General features: G+C 43.6%; 21 protein-coding genes. 15 read left to right on the top strand and 6 right to left on the bottom strand.

The annotated features are described in order from the left end of the window. Positions 1 to 75: 75 nt before the first annotated feature. The 3 genes from upp to ACLD5M_RS03950 form a co-directional block, all read right to left on the bottom strand. Positions 76 to 714, bottom strand: coding sequence for a uracil phosphoribosyltransferase (gene upp, locus ACLD5M_RS03940; RefSeq protein ID WP_004136544.1), 639 nt, complete (start codon positions 712 to 714; stop codon positions 76 to 78). Between the two features lie 302 nt (positions 715 to 1,016). Next, the gene (locus ACLD5M_RS03945) at positions 1,017 to 1,670 is read right to left on the bottom strand and encodes a thymidine phosphorylase (RefSeq protein WP_410314680.1); all 654 of its coding nucleotides are present in this window, start codon (positions 1,668 to 1,670) and stop codon (positions 1,017 to 1,019) included. Between the two features lie 46 nt (positions 1,671 to 1,716). Further along, positions 1,717 to 2,859: an NUDIX hydrolase gene (locus ACLD5M_RS03950; RefSeq protein ID WP_410314654.1), complete on the bottom strand. Its 1,143-nt coding sequence runs from the start codon at positions 2,857 to 2,859 to the stop codon at positions 1,717 to 1,719. A 255-nt stretch (positions 2,860 to 3,114) separates the two neighbouring features. On the opposite strand from ACLD5M_RS03950, the gene ACLD5M_RS03955 reads away from it, so the two are divergent. After that, positions 3,115 to 4,482 carry an ATP-binding protein gene (locus ACLD5M_RS03955; RefSeq protein ID WP_410314655.1) on the top strand — a complete coding sequence of 456 codons (1,368 nt, stop codon included), beginning with the start codon at positions 3,115 to 3,117 and terminating at the stop codon, positions 4,480 to 4,482. Positions 4,483 to 4,635: 153 nt separating this feature from the next. Here ACLD5M_RS03955 and ACLD5M_RS03960 read toward each other — a convergent pair whose 3' ends face one another. After that, the gene (locus ACLD5M_RS03960) at positions 4,636 to 6,873 is read right to left on the bottom strand and encodes an RNA degradosome polyphosphate kinase (RefSeq protein ID WP_004119572.1); all 2,238 of its coding nucleotides are present in this window, start codon (positions 6,871 to 6,873) and stop codon (positions 4,636 to 4,638) included. Positions 6,874 to 7,483: 610 nt separating this feature from the next. Here ACLD5M_RS03960 and ACLD5M_RS03965 point away from each other — a divergent pair. The 3 genes from ACLD5M_RS03965 to ACLD5M_RS03975 all read left to right on the top strand — a co-directional run bounded on the left by ACLD5M_RS03965 (position 7,484) and on the right by ACLD5M_RS03975 (position 10,333). Beyond that, a complete protein-coding gene (locus tag ACLD5M_RS03965) occupies positions 7,484 to 8,215 on the top strand; it encodes an MIP/aquaporin family protein (RefSeq protein ID WP_004136524.1) in 732 nt (243 codons plus the stop codon). Positions 8,216 to 8,436: 221 nt separating this feature from the next. Next, entirely contained in the window at positions 8,437 to 9,486 is a 1,050-nt protein-coding gene (locus ACLD5M_RS03970; RefSeq protein ID WP_032841656.1) for a glutamyl-Q tRNA(Asp) synthetase, read from the top strand. Positions 9,487 to 9,520: 34 nt separating this feature from the next. After that, the gene (locus ACLD5M_RS03975) at positions 9,521 to 10,333 is read left to right on the top strand and encodes a YggS family pyridoxal phosphate-dependent enzyme (RefSeq protein ID WP_410314656.1); all 813 of its coding nucleotides are present in this window, start codon (positions 9,521 to 9,523) and stop codon (positions 10,331 to 10,333) included. A 38-nt stretch (positions 10,334 to 10,371) separates the two neighbouring features. On the opposite strand, the gene ACLD5M_RS03980 is transcribed toward ACLD5M_RS03975, so the two are convergent. Further along, positions 10,372 to 11,187 (bottom strand): fumarylacetoacetate hydrolase family protein, encoded by an 816-nt coding sequence (locus ACLD5M_RS03980; protein ID WP_119522357.1) that lies wholly within the window; start codon positions 11,185 to 11,187, stop codon positions 10,372 to 10,374. Positions 11,188 to 11,502: 315 nt separating this feature from the next. Here ACLD5M_RS03980 and clpB point away from each other — a divergent pair, with 315 nt between their 5' ends. The 10 genes from clpB (at position 11,503) to ACLD5M_RS04030 (ending at position 22,954) form a co-directional block, all read left to right on the top strand. Then, positions 11,503 to 14,097 carry an ATP-dependent chaperone ClpB gene (clpB, locus tag ACLD5M_RS03985; RefSeq protein WP_004136517.1) on the top strand — a complete coding sequence of 865 codons (2,595 nt, stop codon included), beginning with the start codon at positions 11,503 to 11,505 and terminating at the stop codon, positions 14,095 to 14,097. A 267-nt stretch (positions 14,098 to 14,364) separates the two neighbouring features. Then, positions 14,365 to 14,553, top strand: coding sequence for a hypothetical protein (locus tag ACLD5M_RS03990; RefSeq protein ID WP_064622025.1), 189 nt, complete (start codon positions 14,365 to 14,367; stop codon positions 14,551 to 14,553). A 26-nt stretch (positions 14,554 to 14,579) separates the two neighbouring features. Continuing rightward, positions 14,580 to 15,347 (top strand): ABC transporter ATP-binding protein, encoded by a 768-nt coding sequence (locus tag ACLD5M_RS03995; RefSeq protein WP_004136514.1) that lies wholly within the window; start codon positions 14,580 to 14,582, stop codon positions 15,345 to 15,347. A 71-nt stretch (positions 15,348 to 15,418) separates the two neighbouring features. Continuing rightward, complete coding sequence (locus ACLD5M_RS04000) at positions 15,419 to 16,975, top strand: hypothetical protein (RefSeq protein WP_329503344.1); 1,557 nt, start codon at positions 15,419 to 15,421, stop codon at positions 16,973 to 16,975. Then, positions 16,965 to 17,696 carry a hypothetical protein gene (locus ACLD5M_RS04005; protein WP_004136512.1) on the top strand — a complete coding sequence of 244 codons (732 nt, stop codon included), beginning with the start codon at positions 16,965 to 16,967 and terminating at the stop codon, positions 17,694 to 17,696. The genes ACLD5M_RS04000 and ACLD5M_RS04005 overlap by 11 nt, the downstream gene beginning before the upstream one ends. Before the next feature lie 54 nt (positions 17,697 to 17,750). Beyond that, entirely contained in the window at positions 17,751 to 19,091 is a 1,341-nt protein-coding gene (gene rmuC, locus ACLD5M_RS04010) for a DNA recombination protein RmuC (protein WP_004105862.1), read from the top strand. Between the two features lie 57 nt (positions 19,092 to 19,148). Beyond that, on the top strand, positions 19,149 to 19,997 hold the full coding sequence (locus tag ACLD5M_RS04015) for a hypothetical protein (RefSeq protein WP_004136511.1): 849 nt from the start codon (positions 19,149 to 19,151) through the stop codon (positions 19,995 to 19,997). Positions 19,998 to 20,040: 43 nt separating this feature from the next. Further along, positions 20,041 to 20,847: a TrmH family RNA methyltransferase gene (locus tag ACLD5M_RS04020; RefSeq protein WP_103013764.1), complete on the top strand. Its 807-nt coding sequence runs from the start codon at positions 20,041 to 20,043 to the stop codon at positions 20,845 to 20,847. 146 nt (positions 20,848 to 20,993) lie between these two features. Continuing rightward, positions 20,994 to 21,986 carry an ATP-binding cassette domain-containing protein gene (locus ACLD5M_RS04025; RefSeq protein ID WP_004136505.1) on the top strand — a complete coding sequence of 331 codons (993 nt, stop codon included), beginning with the start codon at positions 20,994 to 20,996 and terminating at the stop codon, positions 21,984 to 21,986. Beyond that, the gene (locus tag ACLD5M_RS04030) at positions 21,983 to 22,954 is read left to right on the top strand and encodes an ABC transporter permease subunit (protein WP_410314657.1); all 972 of its coding nucleotides are present in this window, start codon (positions 21,983 to 21,985) and stop codon (positions 22,952 to 22,954) included. Before ACLD5M_RS04025 ends, ACLD5M_RS04030 begins: the two co-directional genes overlap by 4 nt. Before the next feature lie 139 nt (positions 22,955 to 23,093). On the opposite strand, the gene vly is transcribed toward ACLD5M_RS04030, so the two are convergent. Further along, positions 23,094 to 24,644, bottom strand: coding sequence for a cholesterol-dependent cytolysin vaginolysin (gene vly / locus ACLD5M_RS04035; protein WP_004133995.1), 1,551 nt, complete (start codon positions 24,642 to 24,644; stop codon positions 23,094 to 23,096). A gap of 381 nt (positions 24,645 to 25,025) precedes the next feature. On the opposite strand from vly, the gene gatC reads away from it, so the two are divergent. After that, positions 25,026 to 25,322, top strand: coding sequence for an Asp-tRNA(Asn)/Glu-tRNA(Gln) amidotransferase subunit GatC (gene gatC, locus ACLD5M_RS04040; protein ID WP_004126322.1), 297 nt, complete (start codon positions 25,026 to 25,028; stop codon positions 25,320 to 25,322).

Below are 25,322 nucleotides of genomic sequence, written 5' to 3' on the forward strand. Positions count from 1 at the left end.
CTTGCAAAGTGTTGCAAATCAGCAGGCTTTTTGTAGTTTTTGATTCTAGTTTTCGTTTGATTTAGCTAGTTACTATTAGTCAATCAAGCCGTACAAGCGATCGCCAGCGTCTCCAAGGCCTGGAACAATATAAGCTTTGTCGTTCAAATGCTCATCTACAGCGCAAACAACAACCTTAAAGTCAATAGAAGGATCAAGCTCCTTCTCCAAGCGCTCTAAGCCTTCTGGGGCTGCCAAAATGTTAATAGCAGTAACATCCTTAGCGCCGCGCTCAGCCAAATAGTGCGTAGCGGCAATAAGAGTGCCACCAGTGGCAAGCATTGGGTCAAGAAGGAAGCACTGACGACCAGTTAAATCTTCTGGCAAACGGTTGGCATAAGTCACAATATCGAGCGTCTGCTCGTCGCGCTTCATGCCAAGGAATCCAACCTCAGCGGTTGGAAGAAGGCGAGTCATGCCATCGAGCATGCCAAGGCCAGCGCGCAAAACCGGCACAACCATTGGGCGTGGACGGTTCAAATGCTTGCCAGTCATCTTGCAAATAGGAGTTTCAATCTCGCGATCGCTAACTTCCAAATTGCGTGTTGCTTCGTATGCTTCGAGAGTTACCAATTCGGAAACTAACTCGCGGAAAATGTTAGAAGGTGTATTCTTATCTCGCAAAACGGTGAGCTTATGGTCCACCAGCGGATGATGTAAAACATGAAGATCCATACCTTCTAGATTAGTGCAAGCGCGGCATGTTAAGCTATCGGCGTGCCGTTATTTTTGCGCGAAATATAAACAAATGTGAGTAAAAGTATATTTTATTTAAACTTATCTAACAAAATTAAGATCTAAAATCTAAAATCTAAAATTCAGAACAGAAACGATACTGACTTGCGAAAGCGCCTGTCGGCGCAAACGCCGCTCGCAGCGGCAAAAAATGGAGCCCGGGGCTTAAGCACAAGCCAGCATCATTTTGAGTATACCTTGTTTTCTGTTTTCACGCGCCGCATAATCTAATCGAAAATAATTTATTCCAACTTTCCTGCTCGCCACAATTTCGCTCCGTGAGCAAAAGATAATGAAAGCACGTGCATATTTGCGGATATGTGCAAAACCTTTGCAATTTTCTGCGCGTGTATTGTATTTGCTTGCTCTTCTAACTTTTTTGCGTAAACTTGCATTCCGTGCGCAATAATCGAAGTAAAAGCTGAAGCGCGGTAAAGCGCTACGGCAAAATCGCCTGTGAAAGCGCCGGAAAGAATAGAATCTGCAAGTCGCGCAATATCTTCTCCGGTAGGAGCTTCGTCAATTCCTGTAATAGCTGATGCGCTCGTTGCCTCAGGCTCTCCAAGACTCCAGTACTCGGCGTAAGCTTCGCGCTGCTTTCGTAGCGACGTACGCAATAAATACAGTCGCCACAACATTCCCGGAAGAGACTCAGCCTCCGCGTGACTCCACAAATCTGCAATAACCTCAATGCCTTCATTTTCAACCAAATTCAGCACGCGCTCAACGATTTCCGGCGACTGCGTTTTATGAACGCGGTTAAGTAGGACGGCGGCGGAAGTGTGGCTAATTTCGTTTACGACCTGCGGATCCGTGCCCCCTTCAATCTGCGCGAGCATTGCAGGATCCATTTGTGCAGGTCGGCTTGGGCGGGCGGCTCCTGTAGGGCTTGGCATAAAAGCAGATCTGCTTGAATGAATAGAACTCGATTGCGAATTTAAACTAGTAGACACTTGGAAGAACCTTTTCAATATCAATAATGCGAGCGCCCTTAGGGGTACTAATTATGTGCAAAACTATTGCGCTTCCCGTAGGCATGTATGGAGATTTTTGGCTGAGTATGCGTTTGTGTGCTCGAGGCTTTGTTATTTCGCGCAAATAATCGAAGAAAGTGCCAATCACTGGGCGGTGCAGGCACATGACGGTTGCGTTGTTGACTGTGTTCGCATTTTGTTCATTTTGCTCAAGATTTTGTATTTCGTTTATCAGCACAGATAACGTAGATTTTGGTTGATTTTCGTGATGATCTTCAGTAAGTTCCGCAACCTGTTCTATAGGAAGTGAAGAATCGTGCGAAAAAGCAGCAACTGTTTCTACGCAACGTTTCCAAGGTGACGATATGATTTTATTCGGTGCGTAACAGGCAAGTTCGCGGCCTAAAGCGTATGAAGCGGCAGCACCCAGAGGCGTGATTGGTCGAGTTGCTTCACTTCCTTGCCAAGTTTTTCGGGACTCAGCTTTACCATGACGCACCAGAAGTAACGTGCTATATTCTCCTTGACCTGCGTGGAGCTTCTCTAAGAAAGCGTCTAGCACTTCGCGGTCGCTGTCGTGAGTAAGCTTTTTGCGCGCTTGAGAAGGAGTAAGCCATAAAACATTGCCAATTTCAGTAGGCTTAGCTGGCTTAATTGGTCCGAAAGCAGGAAGACGCTTCGCTGCAGATGGTTTGTCGATTAAGCGCATCATCCAGTAGTGGATTCGCTTTATTACTTCCGGCTGGGAATTGCGATTTTGGCTGTTATTTGATGAGCTGTTCTTGGAAGATTTTTTACCTTCGCGCTCAAGCGGATACTCTATTTTGGCAATGTGTGGGCCTAGCGTGACTGAATATCCTGTTTCTTCTCCAACTTCGCGCACGGCTGTGTGGCGATGTGATTCCTTCGGCTCATTCTTTCCTTTTGGCCAGCTCCAATCGTCATATTTAGGACGGTAGACTAGGCAAAGCTCGAAGTCGTCGTCGCTAGGCTTTATTGCATTGCCGCCTATTTTTGCCTCTTCGCCTTCGTTTGAGCTGTTTGTAGTATTGCGCTTGCGATAGATTATTCCGCCAGCTGCTTCAACGTATTGCGTCGTTACTGCACTCATATTCACTATTTTAGCGGTTTTCTTTCGCAAATTTTAGTTGTGCTTTAATGTTTTATATTTTGTACACAGTCATTACTGTGATAAAAGTGCGTAGCAAAAGTGCTGTTATTGTTTTATAATCCTTAAACTTCCCAAAACTGGCAAATGGTGGCGTAAAAAACATCCCAAAACTGGCAAATAATTGCTATAAAAACATCCTAAAACTGGCAAATGGTGTTATAATCGTTGTAATATCAACAATAAAAAGAGTAAGCCATGGAACGACTAGCATTACAAAAATTAATCGCCTGGAATAGCAAGCCGAATCGTAAGCCGCTAATTATATGGGGTGCACGTCAGGTTGGGAAAACATATCTAGTAAAAGAACTTTTTGCGGAAAAATATTATAAAAATAGTTATATTTACATCGATCTTAAAAAAGAAGATGAGGTTCGTAACTTTTGCGAAAGCACGGCAAATGCTGAAAAGATTATTGAATACTTGTCTTTGCGATTTTCAAAGCCTATAGATGAAAGCACGTTGCTGATTTTTGACGAGATTCAAGAATGCCCAAACATTATTTCGTCGCTTAAATATTTTTGCCAAGATTTTAGAAAAATTCGTGTAATTGCAACGGGCTCAATGGTACGTATTAAATTGCATCGCGAATCTCGTAAGCAGAATGCTGACAAAACAGCAAAAGACCAATTCCTTTTTCCTGTAGGAAAAATTGACCAGATAACAATCTATCCAATGACTTTTGGTGAATTCCTACTAAACAACAACAGTCTTCTATATTCAAAGGTGCGCGAAGCATATGATTCTAAGCAAGCGCTGCCTACAGAAATTCACAATCTTGCGTTAAATGAGGTGTATAAATATCTGCTAATTGGAGGCATGCCAGAAGCAGTAGAAGCGTATATTGAGCGCGAAGATTTACTAGAAACGCGTGAGATTTTGCGCTCGCTGTATGACAATTATCTTGCGGACATGGAGTTGTATCAGGCAAGCAGCGAATCGATTTTAAGATCTCGACTTTTATTTGAGAATATTTTTAGAGAGCTTAATAAGGAGTCAAAAAACTTTTCAGCCGGCCTTATTAGAAAAGGCGGTAGGACTAGAGATTTTGCAACATCCATTCAGTGGCTGCTTATGACTCATATTATTAATCAGTCGTTCCAACTCAAAGAGCATATAACTATGCCGCTTATGCAAGAAAACGAAAGTAATTTCCGACTATTTTTGTGCGATATTGGCATGTTTTCGTATCAAAGCGGAGTGAATGCAGCATCTTTTATTTCAAACGAAAGAGACAATACACTATCTGGTATTTTCTTTGAAAATTACGTTGCGAACGAACTTAGTGCAAATGGTTTAAAACTGTTTTATTGGCGCGGAAAATCAGATTCAGAATTGGAATTTATAGTTGAATCAAATAACAAACTTTTCCCGATTGATGTTAAAAAAGGCAGAGGAACACTTAATTCTCTAAATAAGTTTGCAACGCATAATAAGTTTGAGTTTGCAATAAAAGTTTCTAAAAATAATTATGGTTATGACGCAAATCAGAAAATTGCAACCATGCCATTTTATTTCATGCCGTTTTTGGCTGGCGATTTGGCCGCGGGAACGCTTGAAATTTAACGGAGATAACAGCTTACAGTCTATTTGTGTTAGAATCGCCGAAGCCGAGCCCAAAACAGTTTGAGCCCGGCTTCAGATGTTTATTCAGGATGGCAAGCAACGTGTTATTTGCAATGCAGCACTTGCAATACGTTACCTACCAAGTTATTTTATTTAATTCGCGCCGCGAGGCTTACGCGTGTGAGTATGAATCAAGTAAGCCTGGCTGTCAACGAGCGGACGACCTTCCTTATCGCGAGAATGCAATGTATACGTGCCGTCGCCATCCATCCACCACGAAACAGTTGAATCAGCCATTTGCAAATCAATGTACTGAATCAAAGCTTCAACCTGATCTGGCGCACTAATTCGAACCAGAGTTTCAACGCGGCGGTCAAGATTACGGTGCATTAAATCAGCCGAACCAATCCACACTTCTGGGCCGCTTGCAGGGCCGTCACCAATCTGAGGACCGCAAGAGTTAGCAAAAGCATAAATGCGGCTGTGCTCAAGGAATCGGCCAAGAATAGAGCGGACGCGAATATTGTCGCTCAATCCCTCAATTCCAGGCTTAAGCGAGCAAATTCCACGCTCAACAATATCAATCTTTACTCCAGCTTGAGAAGCGCGATACAAAGCGTCAATAGTCTGCTCGTCAACCACAGAATTGACCTTAATCTTAATCCAAGCTTCCTTTCCAGCAAGAGCCGCGGCTTCCTCGCGCTGAATTCGCGCAATAATACCAGTGCGAACTGTACGAGGAGCAACAAGCAGGCGGTGGAAACTCGACTTCGGAGCATAACCAGAAAGCTGATTAAACAAGCGAGTCAAATCCTGACCGACTACAGGATCGCAAGTAAGCAAACCCAAATCCGTGTAAAGGCGAGCAGTCTTAGGATTGTAATTACCCGTGCCAACGTGGCAGTATCGGCGCAATCCTTCTGCTTCCTGACGAACCACGAGCGAAAGCTTGCAGTGAGTCTTCAAACCAACAATGCCGTACACAACGTGAACGCCTGCGCGCTCAAGCTTACGAGCCCAAGCAATATTTGCGTCCTCGTCAAATCGTGCCTTAATCTCAACCAACGCAAGTACTTGCTTGCCGGCGTGAGCTGCGTCAACAAGAGCGTCAATAATTGGCGAATTGCTAGATGTACGGTACAAAGTCTGCTTAATTGCAAGCACTTTTGGATCCGCAGCAGCCTGAGCAAGGAATGCCTGCACAGAAGTAGAGAACGAATCGTAAGGATGATGCAACAAAATGTCATGCTCGCGAATAGAAGCGAAAATATCTTGCGCGTGGCTAGTTTCAACTTCCGCAATCTGACGGTTCGTAGTAGGAATGAACGGACGATACTTCAAATCTGGGCGGTCAAGCGCCTGCAATTCAAACAATACCGTCATATCAAGCGGCGAAGGCAAGCGATAGACCTCCTCAGGGCTTACGCGAAGCTGATTTGCAAGAAGCTGAGAAAGGAATGGGCTGGCCTCGTTAGAAATTTCCAAACGAATAGGCGGTCCAAAACGACGGCGAAGGAGTTCCTTCTCCATAGCGTTAAGCAGGTTCTCTGCATCGTCCTCCTCAACGTCAATATCCTCGTTACGTGTAACGCGGAAGGAGCGGGCTTCCTTAATAATCATGCCTGGGAAAAGCGATTCCAAGTGTGCTGCAATCAGCTTTTCCATAGTGATGAAGCCGTAGCGCTCTTCGCGACCTTCTTCGTCTGTTAAATCGTCAACTGGTACAAGGCGATTCAAATTATCTGGAATTTTTACGCGCGCAAAATGCGACTTTCCAGAATTTGGATTTTCGACGATAACAGCCAAGTTAATAGACTTGCCGGAAATGTATGGGAATGGGTGAGCAGGATCCACTGCAAGAGGCGTAAGAACAGGGAAAACTTGCTTTTTGTAGTAATCAGACAAACGTGCTTTTTCTGATTCTGTAAGCTTATCCCAGCTGAGCAACACAATGCGCTGCTTTGCAAGCTCAGGAAGAATGTGCTCAATAACATAGTGAGCGTGCTCATCTTGGCGGCGGTGAGTGACCTCACTAATAGCGCGCAATTGCTGACGAGGGCTTAATCCGGATGCTGCAGTTACTGCTATTCCAGAATCTATTCTGCGCTTTAATCCTGCAACTCGAACCATAAAGAATTCGTCGAGATTTGACGCAAATATAGCAGCAAAATTAGCGCGTTCAAGTAGCGGCAAATCGGTATTTTGTGCCAACTCAAGCACGCGACGATTGAACTTCAGCCAGCTTAATTCGCGGTCGAAGAAACGATCTTTTGGTAACGGTAGCTCGCCCTCACGAGCTTCACGCTTTTCTGCCTTTTCATCTTCGGCGATGTGTTCGGCAATTTGACCGCGCAGTATCGCCTTTGAGGGAGCGTCAAAAATCTGTACCATACTCTGTAATTGTATGCGCTGTAAGGGAAGTGCGCGAATGAGTGTCGGGTGATTCGACACGCCGTCATTTGCTTAATTCGAACGCAAACGCACATGATAACCTTTGCATATTCACAAAAGTGTGCAATAGTTACGATTTTTTCAGTGCAATTGAACAGTATTTACAATATGTGAACAAATGCTATTTTGCGCTTTACTATTAGGCAAAAAACGATGATAATAATAATTACAAAAACAAAAAAGAGATAGCGGTAACCCACAAAAGTGTATGGATATAGAATCCGTGGACGTTGGACGGGATATTTAAGACTTTAACCGTTGCAACGAGGATGTTGTGAAGATGAAACCGCAGATATTGTTTTTGTAAATGAGAGGCTCGCCAAAGTGGCGGGCCTCTTTTGATGTGAGGGCGATTTTACTGTTTACGAAGACTGTCGCGCGCATAAGGGAAACTATCAAAGAATAATTGTTGGAATTCATTTTCTTAGCTTCTTTGAAAATGAGGATGTATTGTGTTCCATGCTGTGCTAATCGCAATTGCGAGTTGTGAATTTATTTACGCGTGATTACGTGTGTGGAGTTTGAAACAGGTAAGAAGGATCGAAGGACCATGCAACATTCGTTTATGGCAACGTTGGCTGCAGAATTTATTGGCACTGCTATTCTTATGATTTTCGGAAACGGTGCTGTAGCAAACGTTGAATTAAAAAATACTAAAGGACACCATGCCGGTTGGTTAAATATTGCCATGGGTTACGGTTTTGGTGTGATGTTCCCAGTTCTCATGTTTGGTGGAATTTCCGGCGCGCATATCAATCCTGCTATGACAATTGCGCAAGCAGTAAACGGCATGTTCCCGTGGAAGGATGTAGCTCCTTATATTGTCGCTCAGCTTTTGGGTGCATTGGTCGGTCAGCTTATTGTGTACGTAACTTATTTGCCGCACTACAACGAAACTGAGGAGCCGGGAGCTATTCTTGGCACTTTCTGCACTACGGATGCGTATAACAACAAAATTAACTACTTCCTTAACGAATTCTTTGGCACGCTTGTGCTTGTTTTGGCAGCTCTTTGTTGCCTTAAGTCTCCATGGGGTGAGAAGAATTTGGCCGGTGCTTCAATCGTTGTTGGCTTCGTTGTTTGGGGTTTGGTGACTTCTATGGGCGGCCCAACTGGTCCTGCTTTGAATCCTGCGCGTGATCTTATGCCGCGTTTGCTTCACGCAATTTTGCCAATTCCGCATAAGGGTTCTTCTCGCTGGGGTGAAGCGTGGATTCCAGTTGTTGCTCCTATTGCCGGCGCAATATTGGGCGTGGTTATGTATAAGTCGTTATTTGCATAAAGTAGTTGCCTTTGATTGTGATTGATTGCGGTTGATTGCGGTTTATTGCGATTGTAAGAAGCGCGTAATGCTAGTATGAATGCGTTACGCGCTTTTTATTTTGCAAGCTTATGCTTTGCAAGCTTGTGCTTATTAAGAAAAATATTGGAAAAGATTTTAAGAAAGATTTTAAGAAAGATTTTAAGAAAGATTTTAAGAAAGATTTTAAGAAAGACGAAATCATGTTTTCAAAGTCAACTATTGCAATTGGTCGTTTTGCGCCGACTCCTTCCGGGCGTATGCATATTGGAAACATGGTAGCAATGTTGGCTGCGTGGCTTTCTGCAAAATCGCAGGGTGGCCACATGCTTTTGCGTTTGGAAGATCTTGATATTGCGCGAATGCCGAAAGATGCTAGCGCGCGAGTTATTGACGATTTGAAGTGGGCTGGTCTTGATTGGGTTGGTGAGCCTACTTATCAGCATAAGCGCACTGCAATCTACCAAGAAGCTCTTGATGCGTTAGAATCTTTGCAAGATGCTGACGGAAATTCGTTGATTTACCCGTGTTTTTGCTCGCGTTCCGATATTCGTGCAATCGCAGCTCCGCAAGAAGGCGACGGTTTTATACGCTACCCGGGTACGTGCAGAAATCTGTGCAAAACTGCGGAAGGCTTGGCGCAAATCGAAAGGCGTTTGCAAAATAACCAGCAACATTCTTTGCGACTTGCAGTGCCGTCTGCTGATTCGCTGCAAGCAAATGTGAGTTTTGAAGACGCGATTTTTGGCGCGCAATCGTTTAACATTAATCGCGATTTGGGAGATATGGTGATTCGCCGCGCGGATGGCGTTTTTTCTTATCAGCTTGCGGTTGTTGTTGACGATGTTTTGAGCGGAGTAAATGATATTGTGCGCGGCCGCGATTTGCTTCGTTCGGCAGCGCTTCAAATTTGGATTGGTGAGCTGCTTGAAAAATCGGGATTTTTTGCGGCTTATGGCGTGCACTATGTGCGTCCGCAATTTGCGCATTTACCGCTGATTGATAACGCACAAGGCGAGCGACTTGCAAAAAGTAAGCACTCGCTAGACGTCGGTGCTCTTCGTGAATCTGGCTGGAGTGCCGAGCGCATGATTGGCTATTGCATGTATCTTTTGGGATACAAAAAGCCTGGTCAAAATCAGCCTGTAGATATGAGTGCCGACGATGCGCTTGCGTTATTTAAAAGCCTTGACACGCCGTGGGGTTCTGTTCGCGCAAACCTAGCCGACAAATCCGTGCCCTTCCTCGACTAAACTATGTATTTAGATTGATAGATTGGGGCAATAAATGGCATATATGGCGCAAAAAGATTTAGCGAATACTGAGGTTGATTGTGTTCGTGCGCGTCAAATTGCCGACGGCGTGCACAGCGTGCAAGACGCCATTGCTCAAGCCGAATCGCATTATGGTCGCAAAGCTGAGTCGGTTACGCTACTTGCCGCAACTAAAACGCGAGATGTTGGCGAAATTATGGCAGCTCTTAAAGCTGGAGTGCGCGTAATTGGGGAAAATCGCCCGCAAGAAATTGTTGCAAAAGCAGAAATTTTACGCGCACAAGCTGCTCGAGAAGGTTTAAGCGTTGGTGTAAATGGCTGCATAAATAGCGAAATTCCGCTCTACTTAATCGGTCAGCTGCAAAGCAATAAAATAAACAAAGTCTTGCCACTTGCAAATGGTATTCAGTCGGTTGACGGCATTGATCTTGCGCAAAAAATATCTGCTCGCGCGCAAAATTTGGGACTTTGCACAGACGTTATGCTGGAAGTGAACGTTTCGGGAGAAGCTACAAAATCGGGGTGCGCGCCAGAATGCGCGATTGACGAAGCGCTCGCTATATCTAGTCTTCCGGCGCTTAATTTGCGCGGATTTATGACGCTTGGAGCGCGCGTGGATGATGAAAAAATAGTGAGAAGCGGTTTTGCAGCATTGCGAGAAATTCGAGATTGTGTGAGTGAACAACTCGCGCAAGATTATGATGGAAACTCTGCAAAATTAGAGCTTTCGATGGGAATGTCTGGTGATTTTGCGTGGGCGATTGCCGAAGGCTCAACAATGGTTAGAATCGGTTCGGCAATCTTTGGCCCACGAGCATTTGTGTAGTTTTAAGTCAAAGTTTCAAGTTAAGTTGATGATTTTAGTTACGCGTGCACAATCACATTGCGCAGCGAGCCAATACCATCTACGTGCACAATCGCTTCGTCACCAGCGCGTAAAGTTCCAGCTGGGTATGGAGTTCCTGTCAAAATCACATCTCCTGGAAGAAGCGTTGAGAAGCTTGAAATCGCAGCAATTTGCTCAGGAATACTGTGAATAAGTCGAGCTGTAGTGCCGTCGGCTTCTGGCACATTTTCACCATTAAGCGTAAATGAAATATGTGCATCGCGCCAATTTAGCTCGGTTGTAATCCAAGGTCCAAGTGGGCAAGAAGTGTCGAAACCTTTTGCGCGCGTCCACATTGGGTCGCTTCCTGCGCAATCTCGTAAAGTTACGTCATTTACGCAAGTAAAGCCAAAAACGTAATTCATTGCGGTATCTGCAGTCACATTTTTGGCGATTTTGCCCATAACAACTGCCACTTCAGGCTCAAAATTCATGTCGTTTGAGCAAGCAGGAATCACAATCGGATCGTCAGGACCAATTACAGAAGTGCTCGGCTTTGTAAAAATAACCATATCTGCGGCGGTATGCGAAGAAGCCGCAGGAGAAGTAGCGCGCTCGTCATCAGAACGCGTATCGTAATTTTTTGCCAATCCGTAAACTTTTGAAGGAATTACAGGCACAAGCAAGCGCACGCCATCCGCATCCAACGCGTAACGTTTACCAGTTGGCTTAACTCCTTGCGGGCTTAAAGGATGCCCTTCAAGCGCTACTAAATAATCTTTACCGTCGGTTTCGTCTTTTTGAACGAAAGCGTATTGCGGAACTTCATTATACGAAAAACGTGCAATTCTCATGCTTTTAAGATTACGACATATTTGCTACTTAATTAAGCATTGCTCGATACTTAACTAAACTTTGCTTGCTGCTTAATTAAATTATTTGCGTAAATTATTTGCGATTGAAAGTTCTTGAAAACAAAACTTGAGTCTAGTACACTCAAGTTTTAGGAATAAAGTTATAGGAAAATCTGTTATACGTATCAGATACATGAAACTGAAAGCTCGTTAGAACTCGAAAGTATCGTCAAAAAGCTTGAAATTGCAATAAAAGTTGCAGTGATTTGACTTAACTGGAATGGTTTCTACAGCTTTCGTGGAAGTGAGGTAGATATGGAACAAAAGTTTACAACCCTAGCGCAAGACGCATTAAGCGACGCTGTGCAAAGTGCAGCGGCTGCTGGCAACGCGCAAGTTGACACTCTGCATTTGGCGGATGCTTTACTTCGCCAAGAGCAAGGCGTCGTTCGCGCGCTTATTGCTCAGGCGGGGGCGGACGCGCAACAAATCGGTGCTGAAATTCGTAACGCATTAGTGGCATTGCCTTCATCTACTGGCTCAACTACAACTAAGCCAGATGCAAGTCGTCAGCTTTTGGCTGCGCTAAGCCAGGCAGAAAAAGAAATGCGCGCAATGGGAGACGAATACGTTTCTACGGAACACATGCTTATTGGCATAGTTGCAAGCGAACCAAACGCTGTTGCGGATATTTTCAAAAAGCACAACGTTTCCGCAGACGCGTTGCGTAAGGCTGTGCCAACTGTGCGCGGTGGCGCGAAAGTTACGAGTCCGGATGCTGAAGGCAACTACAAAGCGCTCGAAAAGTATTCTGTTGATATGACTGCGCGCGCTCGCGAAGGAAAGCTCGACCCAGTAATTGGACGAGACCAGGAGATTCGCCGCGTGATTCAGATCCTTTCTCGCCGCACGAAGAACAATCCTGTGCTAATTGGCGAGCCGGGCGTTGGTAAAACGGCAGTTGTGGAAGGCTTGGCTCAGCGAATCGTTGCAGGAGATGTGCCTACAACTTTGCAAAACAAGCGTCTTATCAGTCTCGATTTGGCTTCGATGGTTGCAGGTTCGAAGTATCGCGGCGAGTTTGAGGAACGCTTAAAGGCAGTGTTGAAGGAAATTCAGCAATCGGACGGTCAAATTATTACGTTTATTGACGAAATTCACACTGTTGTTGGCGCAGGATCTGCAGAAGGTTCAATGGATGCTGGCAATATGCTTAAGCCAATGCTTGCGCGCGGTGAGCTGCGCTTGGTTGGTGCAACTACGCTTAACGAGTATCGTGAGCATATTGAAAAGGATTCGGCGCTTGAACGCAGATTCCAGCAAGTGTTTGTTGGCGAGCCGTCTGTTGAAGATACTGTGACGATTTTGCGCGGACTTAAGCAACGTTACGAAGCGCACCACAAGGTGACAATTAGTGACGATGCAATCGTAGCCGCAGCAACGCTTTCAAACCGCTATATTACCGGTCGCCAGCTTCCAGATAAGGCGATTGATTTGGTGGATGAAGCGGCAGCTCACTTGCGTATGGAGCTTGATTCACAGCCAGAAGAAATTGACGAATTGCAGCGCAAAGTTACGCGTCTTGAAATGGAAGAAATGCAATTAAAGAAAGCGGAAGATGCTGCTGCGCGCGAACGCTTAGAAAAGTTGCAGGAAGAATTGGCAAACTCGCGCGAAAAGCTTTCTGGATTGAAAGCGCGTTGGGATGCGGAAAAGGCTGGCCATAACAAGGTTGGTGATTTGCGAGCGCAGCTCGATGCTAAGCGCGTAGAAGCCGACAAATTCACGCGTGAAGGCAATTTGGAGCAAGCAAGCCGTATTTTGTATGGCGAAATTCCAAGCATTCAAAAAGCTTTGGAAGAAGCGGAATCGCAGGCTGCTAACGCTAAGAGTGAAGCGAAAGAGCCAATGGTTCCGGATCAGGTTGATGCTGATTCTATTGCAGGAGTCGTTAGCGAATGGACGGGCATTCCTGTTGGTCGCTTGATGCAAGGCGAAAATGAGAAGCTGCTCAACATGGAAAAGGAGCTTTCTAAGCGTGTGGTTGGTCAAAGTGAAGCAATTCAGGCTATAGCGGATGCTGTGCGCAGAAGCCGCGCTGGAATTGCAGACCCTAATCGCCCAACTGGTTCGTTCCTATTCTTGGGTCCTACTGGCGTTGGTAAGACGGAGCTTGCGAAGGCTCTTGCTGACTTTTTGTTTGACGACGAGCGTGCAATGGTTCGCATTGATATGAGCGAGTACATGGAAAAGGCTTCCGTTTCGCGTCTAATCGGTGCTGCTCCTGGTTACATTGGCTACGAGGAAGGCGGCCAACTTACTGAAGCCGTGCGTAGGCGCCCGTATTCTGTAGTGCTTTTTGACGAAGTTGAGAAGGCACATCCGGAAGTATTCGACGTTTTGTTGCAGGTTTTGGATGATGGTCGTTTGACTGACGGTCAGGGTAGAACGGTTGATTTTACGAATACGATTTTGATTATGACGTCAAACTTGGGTTCGCAATTCCTTGTGCAAGAAGGCTTGGACGATGCTGCTAAACGTAAAGCTGTTATGAACGCTGTTCACGCTGAGTTTAAGCCAGAGTTCATCAACCGTTTGGATGAACTTGTTATGTTCCATCCGCTTACTCGTGAAGAGCTTGGTGGAATTGTGGATATTCAAGTTCGTCAAGTGGCTGCGCGCTTGAGCGACCGCCGCATTAGCTTGGATGTGAGTGACTCTGCTCGCACTTGGCTTGCGGAGCATGGCTACGATCCAGTTTATGGTGCTCGTCCTTTGCGCAGATTGGTTCAAACGGAAATTGGCGACCAGCTTGCGCGATTGTTGCTTTCTGGAAAGGTGCATGATGGCGCTCGCGTAGTTGCAGATTGTGAGAATACTAGCGACCATGTGACCCTAAAGATTGCGTAGTGCCTGCATTCTTTAATGTAGTCAAATAATGTAGTCAAATAAAACAAAGCGTGCTGTTTGTTGGATTATTCCCCAGTAGACAGCACGCTATTTTTTTATCTAAATAAAAAATATTTGTAGAATGAACTTGAAATAAAAAGGTGGAATTCCCCCTTAATTTTTCGAGTTATTGCTGATAATTGGCATTATCGAATATGCGTATCTTTTAAAATTTTAATTGGTTTTTGTAAAAATCTATTTTTTTTATATTGAATTATTATAAAATGCGTGTATGTATTCAAGGCTGAATACGTTATGAAGCAGATTGAAAATGGAGATACGAATATGTTCGCAAAGGAAGGATTTGCAATAGTTGCGCGTTCTACTATTGCTTATGCTATGCCAATGTCAGCTTATGCTCAGATGAGTGGTTCTGTAGTTGGAATAGACAGAGAAAATATACGAAGTTGTAGGTAAGTAGTCTAGTTATTAAGTGGTGAGATATGCAAGAATCATATACGTGCTCAGATGTGCAACTTGTTAATGTGAATTTTTCGTATGGGAAAAAACAAATTTTGCATAATCTTTCTATAGATTTATCTTTTGGCATATGTGGTCTTTTGGGGCCAAATGGTGCTGGGAAAACTACTCTGCTTAACGTTATAGCGACGATTTATGCTCCCTCTAGTGGGAAACTTTTTGTTCATGGCTTTGACGTAACTGATCGTGCGGAAAGGGCTAAAGCTCGGTCAAATATTGGTTATTTGCCACAATCATTTGAACTTATGAATGCATCGAGTGTGTTAAAAAATGTTCAATATGCCGCATGGGCGCGAGGTCTATCGTGGAGTGCTGCGTATCAAGCTGCTTGGAATGCTCTCAAACAGGTTGGCTTGGAAAAACAAGCACATCGCATAGTTGCAAAAATATCAGGAGGTCAGCGTCAGCGTGCTGGTATTGCTTGTGTGATTGCTAGTCAGCCTGCAGTACTAATACTTGATGAGCCTACTGTTGGTTTAGATCCTGAGCAGCGTATTGATATTCGTAATTTTCTTAAGTCTTATTCGCAAAAGCATACTGTTATTGTCAGTACACATTTAGTAGAAGATTTAGCAGTAATTGCGGATCGGGTTATAGTTCTTAATGAAGGAATTATATTGCTTGATGGGAAAATGGATAATCTTCTTCAATATGCTAATCGTGAAGATCTTATGGTAACTCCATGGGAATCAGGGTATAGGCATTTGCTATCTAAATTTCATAAAAATTAGTAGTAGCAGTAACTAGATATGTATAGTTTCTTATTTCGTTAATGTGGTAGCAAGTAGGGATGTGATTAAATATGCGTCAATATTCTAACTTTTTAACTGAATTCAGATTTTTTACGAAAAGTCATAAGAAGTGCACAATTATTTCACGTATTATGTACCCATTATCTCTAATAAGCAGTTGTATTTTTAGCTTATTTTTGATTGCATATCCTATTTTTTTGGGTGTGGCAAATTTTTTAGCGCATAATAATAATTATGCGCTTTGGTTAAGAATTGATGTCACGTGGATGCATTGTTTGTCTGATATTGTTGCTTGCATTTTTGGCGCATGGTGTTCATGTAAAGCTTGCTCGCCTAGATGTTTGGTTAATTCTGCGTGGTGTGCAGGAAAATCAGCCAGTCGTTACGCTATTCCTATACTAAAAGGCGCTATACTGTGCAGTTTGTTATATTGCGTAAGTATATTGCCAACAGTAATTCAGAGTGATGTAAATATTACAAATTTTCCGTATTTTCCACTATTATGTGGAGGCGTGACGCCAAGTGCATTTTTTGCAATTGGTTTTGCTTTAGGAGTAATTATTGGCAATCGTTGGGCAATTGTATTCTCAGCTTTATTATCTTTTGCAATAATTTGGTGCTGTATTTATGGTGTCATTATAATGCATAATGGCACCATACCTCAGGGAGATATTTTTCCTAGATATTGGGGTAGTAGTTTATATGCAATACTTCCAGTGTCGGATGCTGGTATTGGTGCTGAGCCTGGTTTGCGTATGAACCCATGGTTGGTGACTTTGCGCATATTCTTTGTGTGTGTTGTTATCGTTTCATGCATTCTTTGTTGCGCGCATATTAGATATTTTTGGCAAAAGGGATCTTATTGGTGCATAAAAGCAATAAGTATTTCTTTAATTATGCCAATAGTATGTGCTTGTTGTATAGCTATGTGGGGTCCAAAACCTTGGATTCGCTCTGGACCTTTTGTGCCTCAGTGTACGACGTTTAAAGATACTGCTTTTTCTGTTTGTGTACATCCTGAAGAAGCTTATATTCGTAAACTTCGTGCTGTTAAACATTTGAAAACTGTTGCTTCTTGGTTTCCTAAGAATCAGAGAGATTCGCAAGGCAAAGGAATTGTGCTTGTGCTTGGAAATGCGTTTACTCCAACAAATACTGAAAAATCTTGGAATCTTACTAATAGTGGTTTAATAAAGTTACGTAATCTTAAAGCTACTGTTATTCAACAACAAACAGATACATTTGTTAGGCGTTCTGAGAAATATGGTGATATGACTGGTATCGCTCAAGAAGTGTTACAAAGATTTGTGCCTGCAAAATGTGCATCAAGTGCTATGAAAGAAGTATATGTAAAAAAGAATCTTGATTCAAACGCTTCTGTTACAGCATTTTTGCTTGCTCAGCTTCCTTCTCGTATAAGTAATGATGTGTATGGGTCATATGGATTTATTACAGGTGAAGCAAACGATAAAGTGGCTATGAGTATTAATAATGCTGATGATGCTAAGCTGAAACAATTTGTAAAAAATCATGTTAAAGAACTTAATCAATGTCTCATAACTCCACAACAAGTCTTATCGGAACTTGGTGATAAGCATGAAAAATAATTTTCGCGCTTGGCTTGAAGGTAGGCATTATATTGTTGCAATCGTTGCAATTTTATTGTCCGTAGTCCTTCCCTCTTTAATGCTTGTTATATTCAGATCATTTGTAACGCAGTTGCCAGTTTATGTTGGTTATATTTGTTTGCCGGATTCTGCTAATGTGCATAATGCGGTAGAAGGTATAACGTTTCAATGTCAATCTGGTAGTAGTGTTGTTAATTTTGTTGTTCCTCTGTATGAAGTTATTGTAGTTGGGTTTATTGCCGCGGCATTCGTTTGTCTTGCTCCGATTATGGTATCGTGGGAACGTTTCGTGATGAAAAGGTTGCGAATATATGCATTGAGTGCTGCTTTATTGTGTTTGTTTGTTTCATTTGGCGCTTCAGTGTTAATTGTTCGTATAATTGATTTGCAGTTATTGAGTACATTGCAGATGATTTTAGGTAATGCTTGGATTGATATTGTGCTCATAATGATTGGATTAGCCTGTTTTGGAAGGTTTTACGGCCTTGCATTTGGTGTCTTTTTAGCGGTGATGAATATTGCCACACAAGGTTTGCAAAGTAAAATTGGATTGATTTTGCGATGGTATCCTTCTGGAACTTTGCCTGTAATTCCTGGACAATCCATATTGTTATACGTCATTGTTGTTCTTACTGTAATTGCAGTTTGCCTATGGAGCGGCACGTGTGGACGTGGATTGCTTTATTTTGAACGTGCTTAAAAGACGTGTTTAATTATATTTCAAAAGTCAACTCAATAGTGTTTAATAGAACGTATGTTCGATAATATTGTGATGTTTGTTTTAATGGTGGTTGCTGTTGTAATAACCGCCATTGTTGTGCTGGCTATTGTTAAGCACAACTCTGGAACGCAAGGCGCTAATGGCGTAAACCAGCGCGAATTTAACGAATTGCGCTCGCAGTATGAACAAGCGCGCGCTCAAGCTCAAGAAAATGGCAATCAGGCTATACGCTATCGCACGCAAGCAGAGCAGCTTGCTGAGCGATTAAAGTTTGTTGAAGCAGAACTTGCTAAGGCGCAGCAGGCAGAGCAATTGCGAGTGAATCGCGAAGAACAATTGCGCGCAGAGCGAGAAGAACGCGAACGGTTAAATCGTGAAAAAACTTTGAAAGAGCAAGGTAAAGTTTTGGAAGCGCTTGCTCCAGTAAAAGACAATCTCGAAGCATTGAAGAATAAAGTTTCGCAGATTGAAGAAGGGCGTAAGCAAGAAATGGGTGTGCTAAGCACTCAGCTTAAAGGCCTAAGTGAGCAGCAAACAAGGCTTGACCGCGAAACAAGTTCGCTTTCTGCAGCATTGCGAAATAATAAGGTTCGCGGAGCTTGGGGCGAGGCTCAACTAAAGAATATTGTTGAATCTGCAGGCTTGCTTGAGCATGTTGATTTTGATACGCAGGTTGTTGTAACTGGAGTAAATGGCGAACAGCAGAGGCCAGATATGGTTGTGCATCTGCCAGGAGGCAAAACAATTCCAGTTGATGCAAAAGTTCCGTATGCGGATTATCAGCGCGCTTGCGAAATCCCAGATAACGCAAGTGACGAAGAATTAGCTAGAAGGAGCGAGCTTCTAAAAGCGCATGCTAAGGCTTTGCGAGAGCATGTTAGAGTATTAGGGGCTAAAGCGTATTGGCAGGCTTTTGAAACAGCACCAGATTTTGTAGTTGCATTTATTCCAAACGAAGCATTGCTTCAGGCGGCTCTTGAAGCGGATCCAACGCTTATGGATGATGCTTTTGCGCAAAAAGTAGCACTCACTTCACCAGTTACTTTGTGGGCCGTGCTTAAGTCTGTTGCGTACGCATGGCAGCAGCAAAGTCTTACAGATGATGCAAAAGAACTTTTCGATTTATCTCGAGAATTATATGATCGCTTTGCGGTTCTTGGGGAAAATGCTTCAAAACTTGGCGTATCTTTGGCAAGAACAGTTGCAGCTTACAATAAGTTTGCTTCTTCGCTTGAGTCGCGAGTGTTGGTAACAGCGCGTAAACTTCAGAAGTTAGATCAAAGTAAAGTTATTGCTTCAATAGATCTTATAGATTCCGATAAAGCTGATGTTAAAGAGCTGAGCGCTCCGGAAGTATCAGTAGAAGATCGTTAAGCATAAAAACATTAAAGCATCAAAAATTGAAGAACTCTAACGCTAAGGAGTGCAAAAATGGCAGAATTACAAGAGGAACGCGCTGAGCTTAAACGCATGCTTTGTGCAGATATGATTGCGAAACCATTTAGTGAACTGTTTTCTGTTACATTTGCTCAGCGTGGCTCTAAGCTGGTTGGAGATGTTCTTTTTGACGCAATTGAGAAAGCTGGGTATTCGTTAGAACGCGATGTTGACGCTGTTGGCGCGTTAACTGCTGCTGCGGTGCCGATGGTTTTTGCGCTTATTCATGCTGCAGAACGTAAAGGAATTGCACTCGACGGCTTTGTTATGGATTTTGTTTTTCCTGCAACAAAAGGCCCGTCAGTTAAAGGCAAGCGAGTGCTGTTGCTTGACTCTTGGCTTTCTGAAAAATCGTATGTTCAAACTTCTTCGCTTGTGACTTTACGACACGGAAATGAATTAAGTCTTGATTTTGGCATTGTTCATCAGCAAGGCGCGCAAATTCTTGCTATAGTTGCATTAATTGGTGGTGTTGACGCCGACGAACAAGGCACAAGGCATCTTCAATTAGTAAATCCAATAAGTGAGGAGAGTACTAAAATGGCATTTGTTCAAGCTTTCGATGAAGAAGAATTACGTGCAGATGCAGATCACGACGATTGCTGCAACGACAATTGCTGTGGCGGTCATTGCGAGGTTAAATGCACTGGCGATTGTAAGCATGACGGCTGCACTGAGCCATGCTGTGAAGATAACTGCTGTGGCGGTCATTGCAAGGTAGAGTGCACTGGTGATTGTGCTCATGATGGTTGCACTGAGCCTTGCTGCGAGGATAACTGCTGTGGTGGCCATTGCAAGTCAAGTTGCACAGGTGATTGCGCAACTGACGGCTGCCAAGACTAGCTGCAATACTAAGCAAAAGTATTAAACGGAGCAAAACTCACGCATGCACGAACCGAATCCAATTACTTTGGCTGCAAAAGCTTCCGATGAGCCAGAATTCCGACCTATAGGAGTTGGCCCATGGGAAGAAGAACATCCAGGTGAGCCTCGTCCAGATAATCCAGAATCGCCAAATTATGATGCGCGGTTTAGCACTGAATTACTAGACGAAGGCGACCAGCGTAACGTCTTAGATCGCTACAGATACTGGAAAGTAGAAGCCATAAAAGCGGATCTCGATTCTAAAGGCCGTCATGAGTTTGAAGTAGCTGTAGAAAATTGGACTCACGATTTCAACATAGGCTCTATGGTTCGCACTGCGAACGCGTTTACTGCGAAAAAAGTGTATATCGTAGGGCCTCATAAATGGAATCGTAAAGGCTCATTAATGACTGAGCTATACCAATACGTTGAGTGCTGCCCAACTATTGAAACTCTAGTAACTAATTGGCGCGAAAATATAGCACGGGAAGCAGAAGAAGCGCATCAACTTTTGCTTAAAGCGCAGGCAGAAGGCAATAAAGAAGCCGAAAAAATCGCAAATATCAAGGAACAAGATGCTAAAAACGCTCGCGTTATAGCGCTCGATATTATTCCAGGTGCTGTTGCTATGGAAACCTACAAGTTCCCTAGACGTTGCCTTATGCTTTTTGGTGCAGAAGGTCCGGGTCTTTCTAAAAAAGCGTTACAAATGGCGGATGACGTTGTTTATATTTCGCAATTCGGCTCTGTTCGCTCACTAAACGCGGGAGCAGCTGCAGCTGTTTCCATGCACGCGTGGATTGCGCAACATGCAGTGCCAAATTGCTGAATCTTAATAAAATATTAATTAGAATTTCGGTAGCAGAATTTTGTCAGCAGAATCTCATCAGCAGTATTAGTTAAAACGCAGCAGCCTGTACTCATAAACGCTTACATTTAATGTGTATTTTTTTTTATTTGTGATATTGTTAATTTATGTTAGAATTTCAACATATTACAAAGCGTTTCGGCGCAAAAACAGTGCTTAACGACGTTTCTTTCGTCGCCGAAGACGGTAAAGTCACGGGCTTTTTAGGTCCTAATGGCGCTGGTAAATCTACCACCATGCGTTGCGCGTTAAATCTTATTCACGCCAATAGTGGCACTTCTCTTATTGACGGAAAACCTTACGCAAAAATCGCATCCCCAATGACGGAAGTTGGCGCAGTTCTTGACGCAAAGTCTGCCCACAGAGGTCGTTCCGCATATAATCACTTGTACTCGCTCGCTTTAACTCACGGAATATCAAAAAAGCGCGTTGACGAAGTGATTGATATTACTGGTTTAACTAGCGTAAAAACTCGCAAAGCGGGATCCTTCTCACTCGGCATGAGCCAGCGTCTTTCGATTGCGGCGGCACTTTTAGCAGATCCGCACAATCTTATTTTGGACGAGCCAATTAACGGTTTGGATCCAGAAGGCGTTAAGTGGGTTCGCGAATTGTGCAAGTATTACGCAAGCCAAGGTCGAGCAATTCTGCTTAGTTCGCACTTGATGAGCGAAGTTGCGCTTACTGCAGATAACCTTGTGATTATTGCGCATGGCGAAATTTTGGAGCGCACAACAGTACAAGATTTTGTTGACGCACATTCTCAGCATGCTATACGTTTAGTAACGCCAGAAGGTGAAAAGCTAAAGTCTGTGCTTGTTCAGAATCATCCTGAATGCAAGATTTTGCCAGATAATCGCACGCCTCAAGACGTTCAAGAAGGCGAGCTACTCAGAATAACAGGTTGCGAGCTCAACCAGATTGCGCGCGAAATTGCGGATAATCAGATTTTGGTATATCAGCTGAATCAAGAGCATGCTTCGCTTGAGGAAGCATATTTGGCTCTTACGCACGGTCAAGAGCAGTACGTAACAAAAGCATTGCCAAATACTACTGCTGCGACTGGAACGCAATATGTAGATGGAAGGAGCGCAAAATGAGTGGGCAAATTGAACAAGCTGTTGAATATCCGGCGAGCAATTCTTACAAAACAGGCCGCAGCATGAACGCTCAGCACTTACGCCTTACATTTATGCACACGCTTAAATCTGAAATTGTTAAGCTGCGCGGACTTGCGTCTACGTGGTGGTGCATGGCATTAACAATTGTTTTGCCAGTAATTTTCAGCTTTATAATCGCGCTTGTGCAAAAAGCAATGTCTAAAGTTGACATTAAGAATGGAGCAAGTCAAAGTAAATCAAGCGCTGCAATTACTGTTGGGCCGAGCAATAAAAGTGACCTTATTGCATCTCAAGAAAGCATTTTCCGCTTAGTTATTAGTTTTGCTTCTATATCTTTGATTGTTTTGGCGATTTTTGCAGTGCTTGCTGTAACCGCGGAACATTCTACGACTTCAATTCAGGCTTCTCTTACGGCTGTACCTAAAAGGGGTATGTTCTTTACTGCTAAGTTTATTGCTGTTGCAATCTACGTTTTTGTAGTTCAACTTATTGCAATGGCAGTTTCTTTAGCTGCTGCAGAATTAGCTTTTATAGGAGATAACATTTCCGGATTATCTGGAAGCAACGTGTGGGAATTGCCTCTTATTCTGCTTCTTGGATCTCCTGCAATCATGGTTGTTGTGGCAGCAATGGCCTACGGTTTTGGCATGATTTGCAAGTCAACTGCTGGCGGAATTATGTGCGTTATTGGAGCCGTGATGATTCTGCAGGCCATTGTTAGCATTATTATGCTTGCAAGCAATTTCGCGAAGTGGACTTCAATACTTATTCAGATTTTGCCAGGCAATGCTGTAAGCCAATTCTTAGGTGCCTCCGCTAATTCTGGGCCGCAACTTCCACCAAACGCATATGTTTTTACATGGTGGCAGTCCGGTTTAGTGGTTCTTGCTTGGGCTGTAGTCATGTACGCAATTGGCTACGTTATTGAAAAGCATCGCGATATTTAAATATTCTGCAAATAATATTTAAATAATATTTAGCAAACAATAAGGGCTTTATCTCGTAACTGGCTACAAGATAAAGCCCTTATTGTATTCATTTATCTTTAATTATAAATTAAATTATCTTATTAAATTATAGGAAATATCAGTCGTTCTTCACAGTTTCAGCAACGCGTGGCCACAAGGTTGTGCCCCAGTTCTTGATTGTGCGCTGGCGAACCAGTGGCAAATCGGAACGGTCATACACTGTGCGCCATGGTTCCCAAGCCAAGCCGGTCTTTTCAACGAGCTTGATGCGGAGGTTGCGCACATTGCCCTTGAACTGAATAGTTGTGTTGAAGTGAGCTGTACGATACTTGCCGTTGCCTTCCCAAGCGCGAGAACGCACGTAAGGAGTGCCGTCAATTTCGGTGCCGTACTCATCCCAGTAGATGTAGTAGCGAGCTACGTAAGCTCCACGGTGATCCAAAGTCAAGTAGCCGTCGCGGTAGGAAGAAACCTTGGTTTCAACGTAATCGCTATTGGTTTGCAAAGTTGCTACTTCGTTATCCTTGACGAAGGAAGTGGTGTAAGCAATTGGAACTGCTGGGCTGGAGGTGCTCAAATTTGCGCCTTCTTGAATCAAAGCCTTCAACGTGTCGATGTTGCCGGTAATAACCTTAGCTGCACCGTTTGCGCTGCCGCCGAGAATTACAGCAGTTACAGAAGTGTTCTGCAAAATGCGGTGGAACTCGGTATTTGGCTTGATTTCAACACCCTTGATTGCAGCTTCAACAGCAGCCTGGAAATCGGTGCTCTTGCTGCGGGTGTCGAACTTTACGTACATTGAACGGCCGTAAGCTACATTGGACACATATACTGGCGGACGCTTGCTGTCTACTCCGCGGCTCTTCAAGCTTTCTGGCGTAGTGCATGGTGCGAAGAAGTCAGCTGGGCTGTCTGGTGCATCAACGCTTACGGTGTAGTAGGTCTGCTTGAAGTTCACAATTTGAGTCTGCTTTTCGCCCTTGTGCACAGCGTCGAAATCAATCTTCAGCGGAACACCAATCTTGGCGAAATCAGCACCAAACTTTGCCTTGAGCTGGTTCATGCTTTGTGCGCTTGCAGAATCGTACTGCATGCGAGCTGCAACATGATGGCTTGCAGCGTACTGTGCATTCCACTTGGAAACTAAGCCATTCACTGCGGAAGTTACAGAGCTCTTGGTTGGGCGCTGAACAGTTACAGCACTTTCGCCGCCGTGGAAGCCTGGCAAATCAACGCTCAACGTGATTGGAGCGCGGTTTGCGGAAATCAGGCTTGGCATATTGTCCATCAAATTCTTATCAGCGCGGAAAAGAGCACCTGGGTATACGCGATCATCGTTGGCGGAAGTAACCGACAAATTTGAAGTTGTATTTGTGATGTTCTTCTTCTGATGCTCAACAACAACGAATTCATCGCCCTTGTTGAAGCTATCGCTAGAGAATTTGTTGTCAATGGTTTCGCCATGACGGGCGAGAATGTTTGTTTTATCGTATTGCAAATCCCACAAATAATTATTCAACGAGTCCTTCTTGGCTGCGCAAGATGTGGCTGGTTCAGAATCCTTAGCGGAAGGAGCGGCCATTGCTGGTGCTGCTAAGCATTGTGGAATAATAGTTGCGCCCGCGAGCAACAACATTGCTGCATTACGGTAGAACTTTGAGTTCTTCATATGTGTCCTTCGATTTTTATTAGATTATTTTTATTAGATTATTTCGATGAGATGCTGAAATTCATATGCTTCAATGCATAACGTGCCTCAGTGCATTAGTTTTTAGCGTCTCACAAAACACGATTATTACACACTTTTTATTTATGCGATAATCTCTTAAAAAATTTTTTTATTTTTAAAACAAGAGTTTAAATATCGTTGAAATATCAACAATTTTTGGTTACGTCGTTTTTGCTTATGCGGCGTGTTGATATAGTAATCGCTGCAAATTTTGAAATTTTATATGCGTAATAATTTTGTGAAAACGCGCACGTGCGGTATGTGGATATAATAGATTTTTTCAGCTTTGAAAGGTCACGCATCACACATATAGTTGGGGTTATGCCTACATTCACACGAGAAGAAATTGAGCATTTGGGTGTTCTTTCCCAGATTGCTTTAAGCGACGAGGAAATTAGTCGCTTGCAAGGCGAATTAAACGTCATTGCAGAATCTATTAATAAGGTGCAGGAAGTTGCTGGCGAAGATGTGCCACCTACTGCAAATCCAGTGCCTCTGGAAGCTTATTTGCGCCCTGATGTGCCTGCTACACCATTAACTCAAGAAGAAGCGCTTTCTGGTGCGCCTAAGAGTGAGTCTGGCATGTTTGTAGCACCTCGCATTTTAGGGGAGGAGTGA

Origin of the sequence: Gardnerella sp. Marseille-Q9185, assembly GCF_046508745.1 — a bacterium.
Taxonomy (GTDB): Bacteria; Actinomycetota; Actinomycetes; order Actinomycetales; family Bifidobacteriaceae; genus Bifidobacterium; species Bifidobacterium greenwoodii.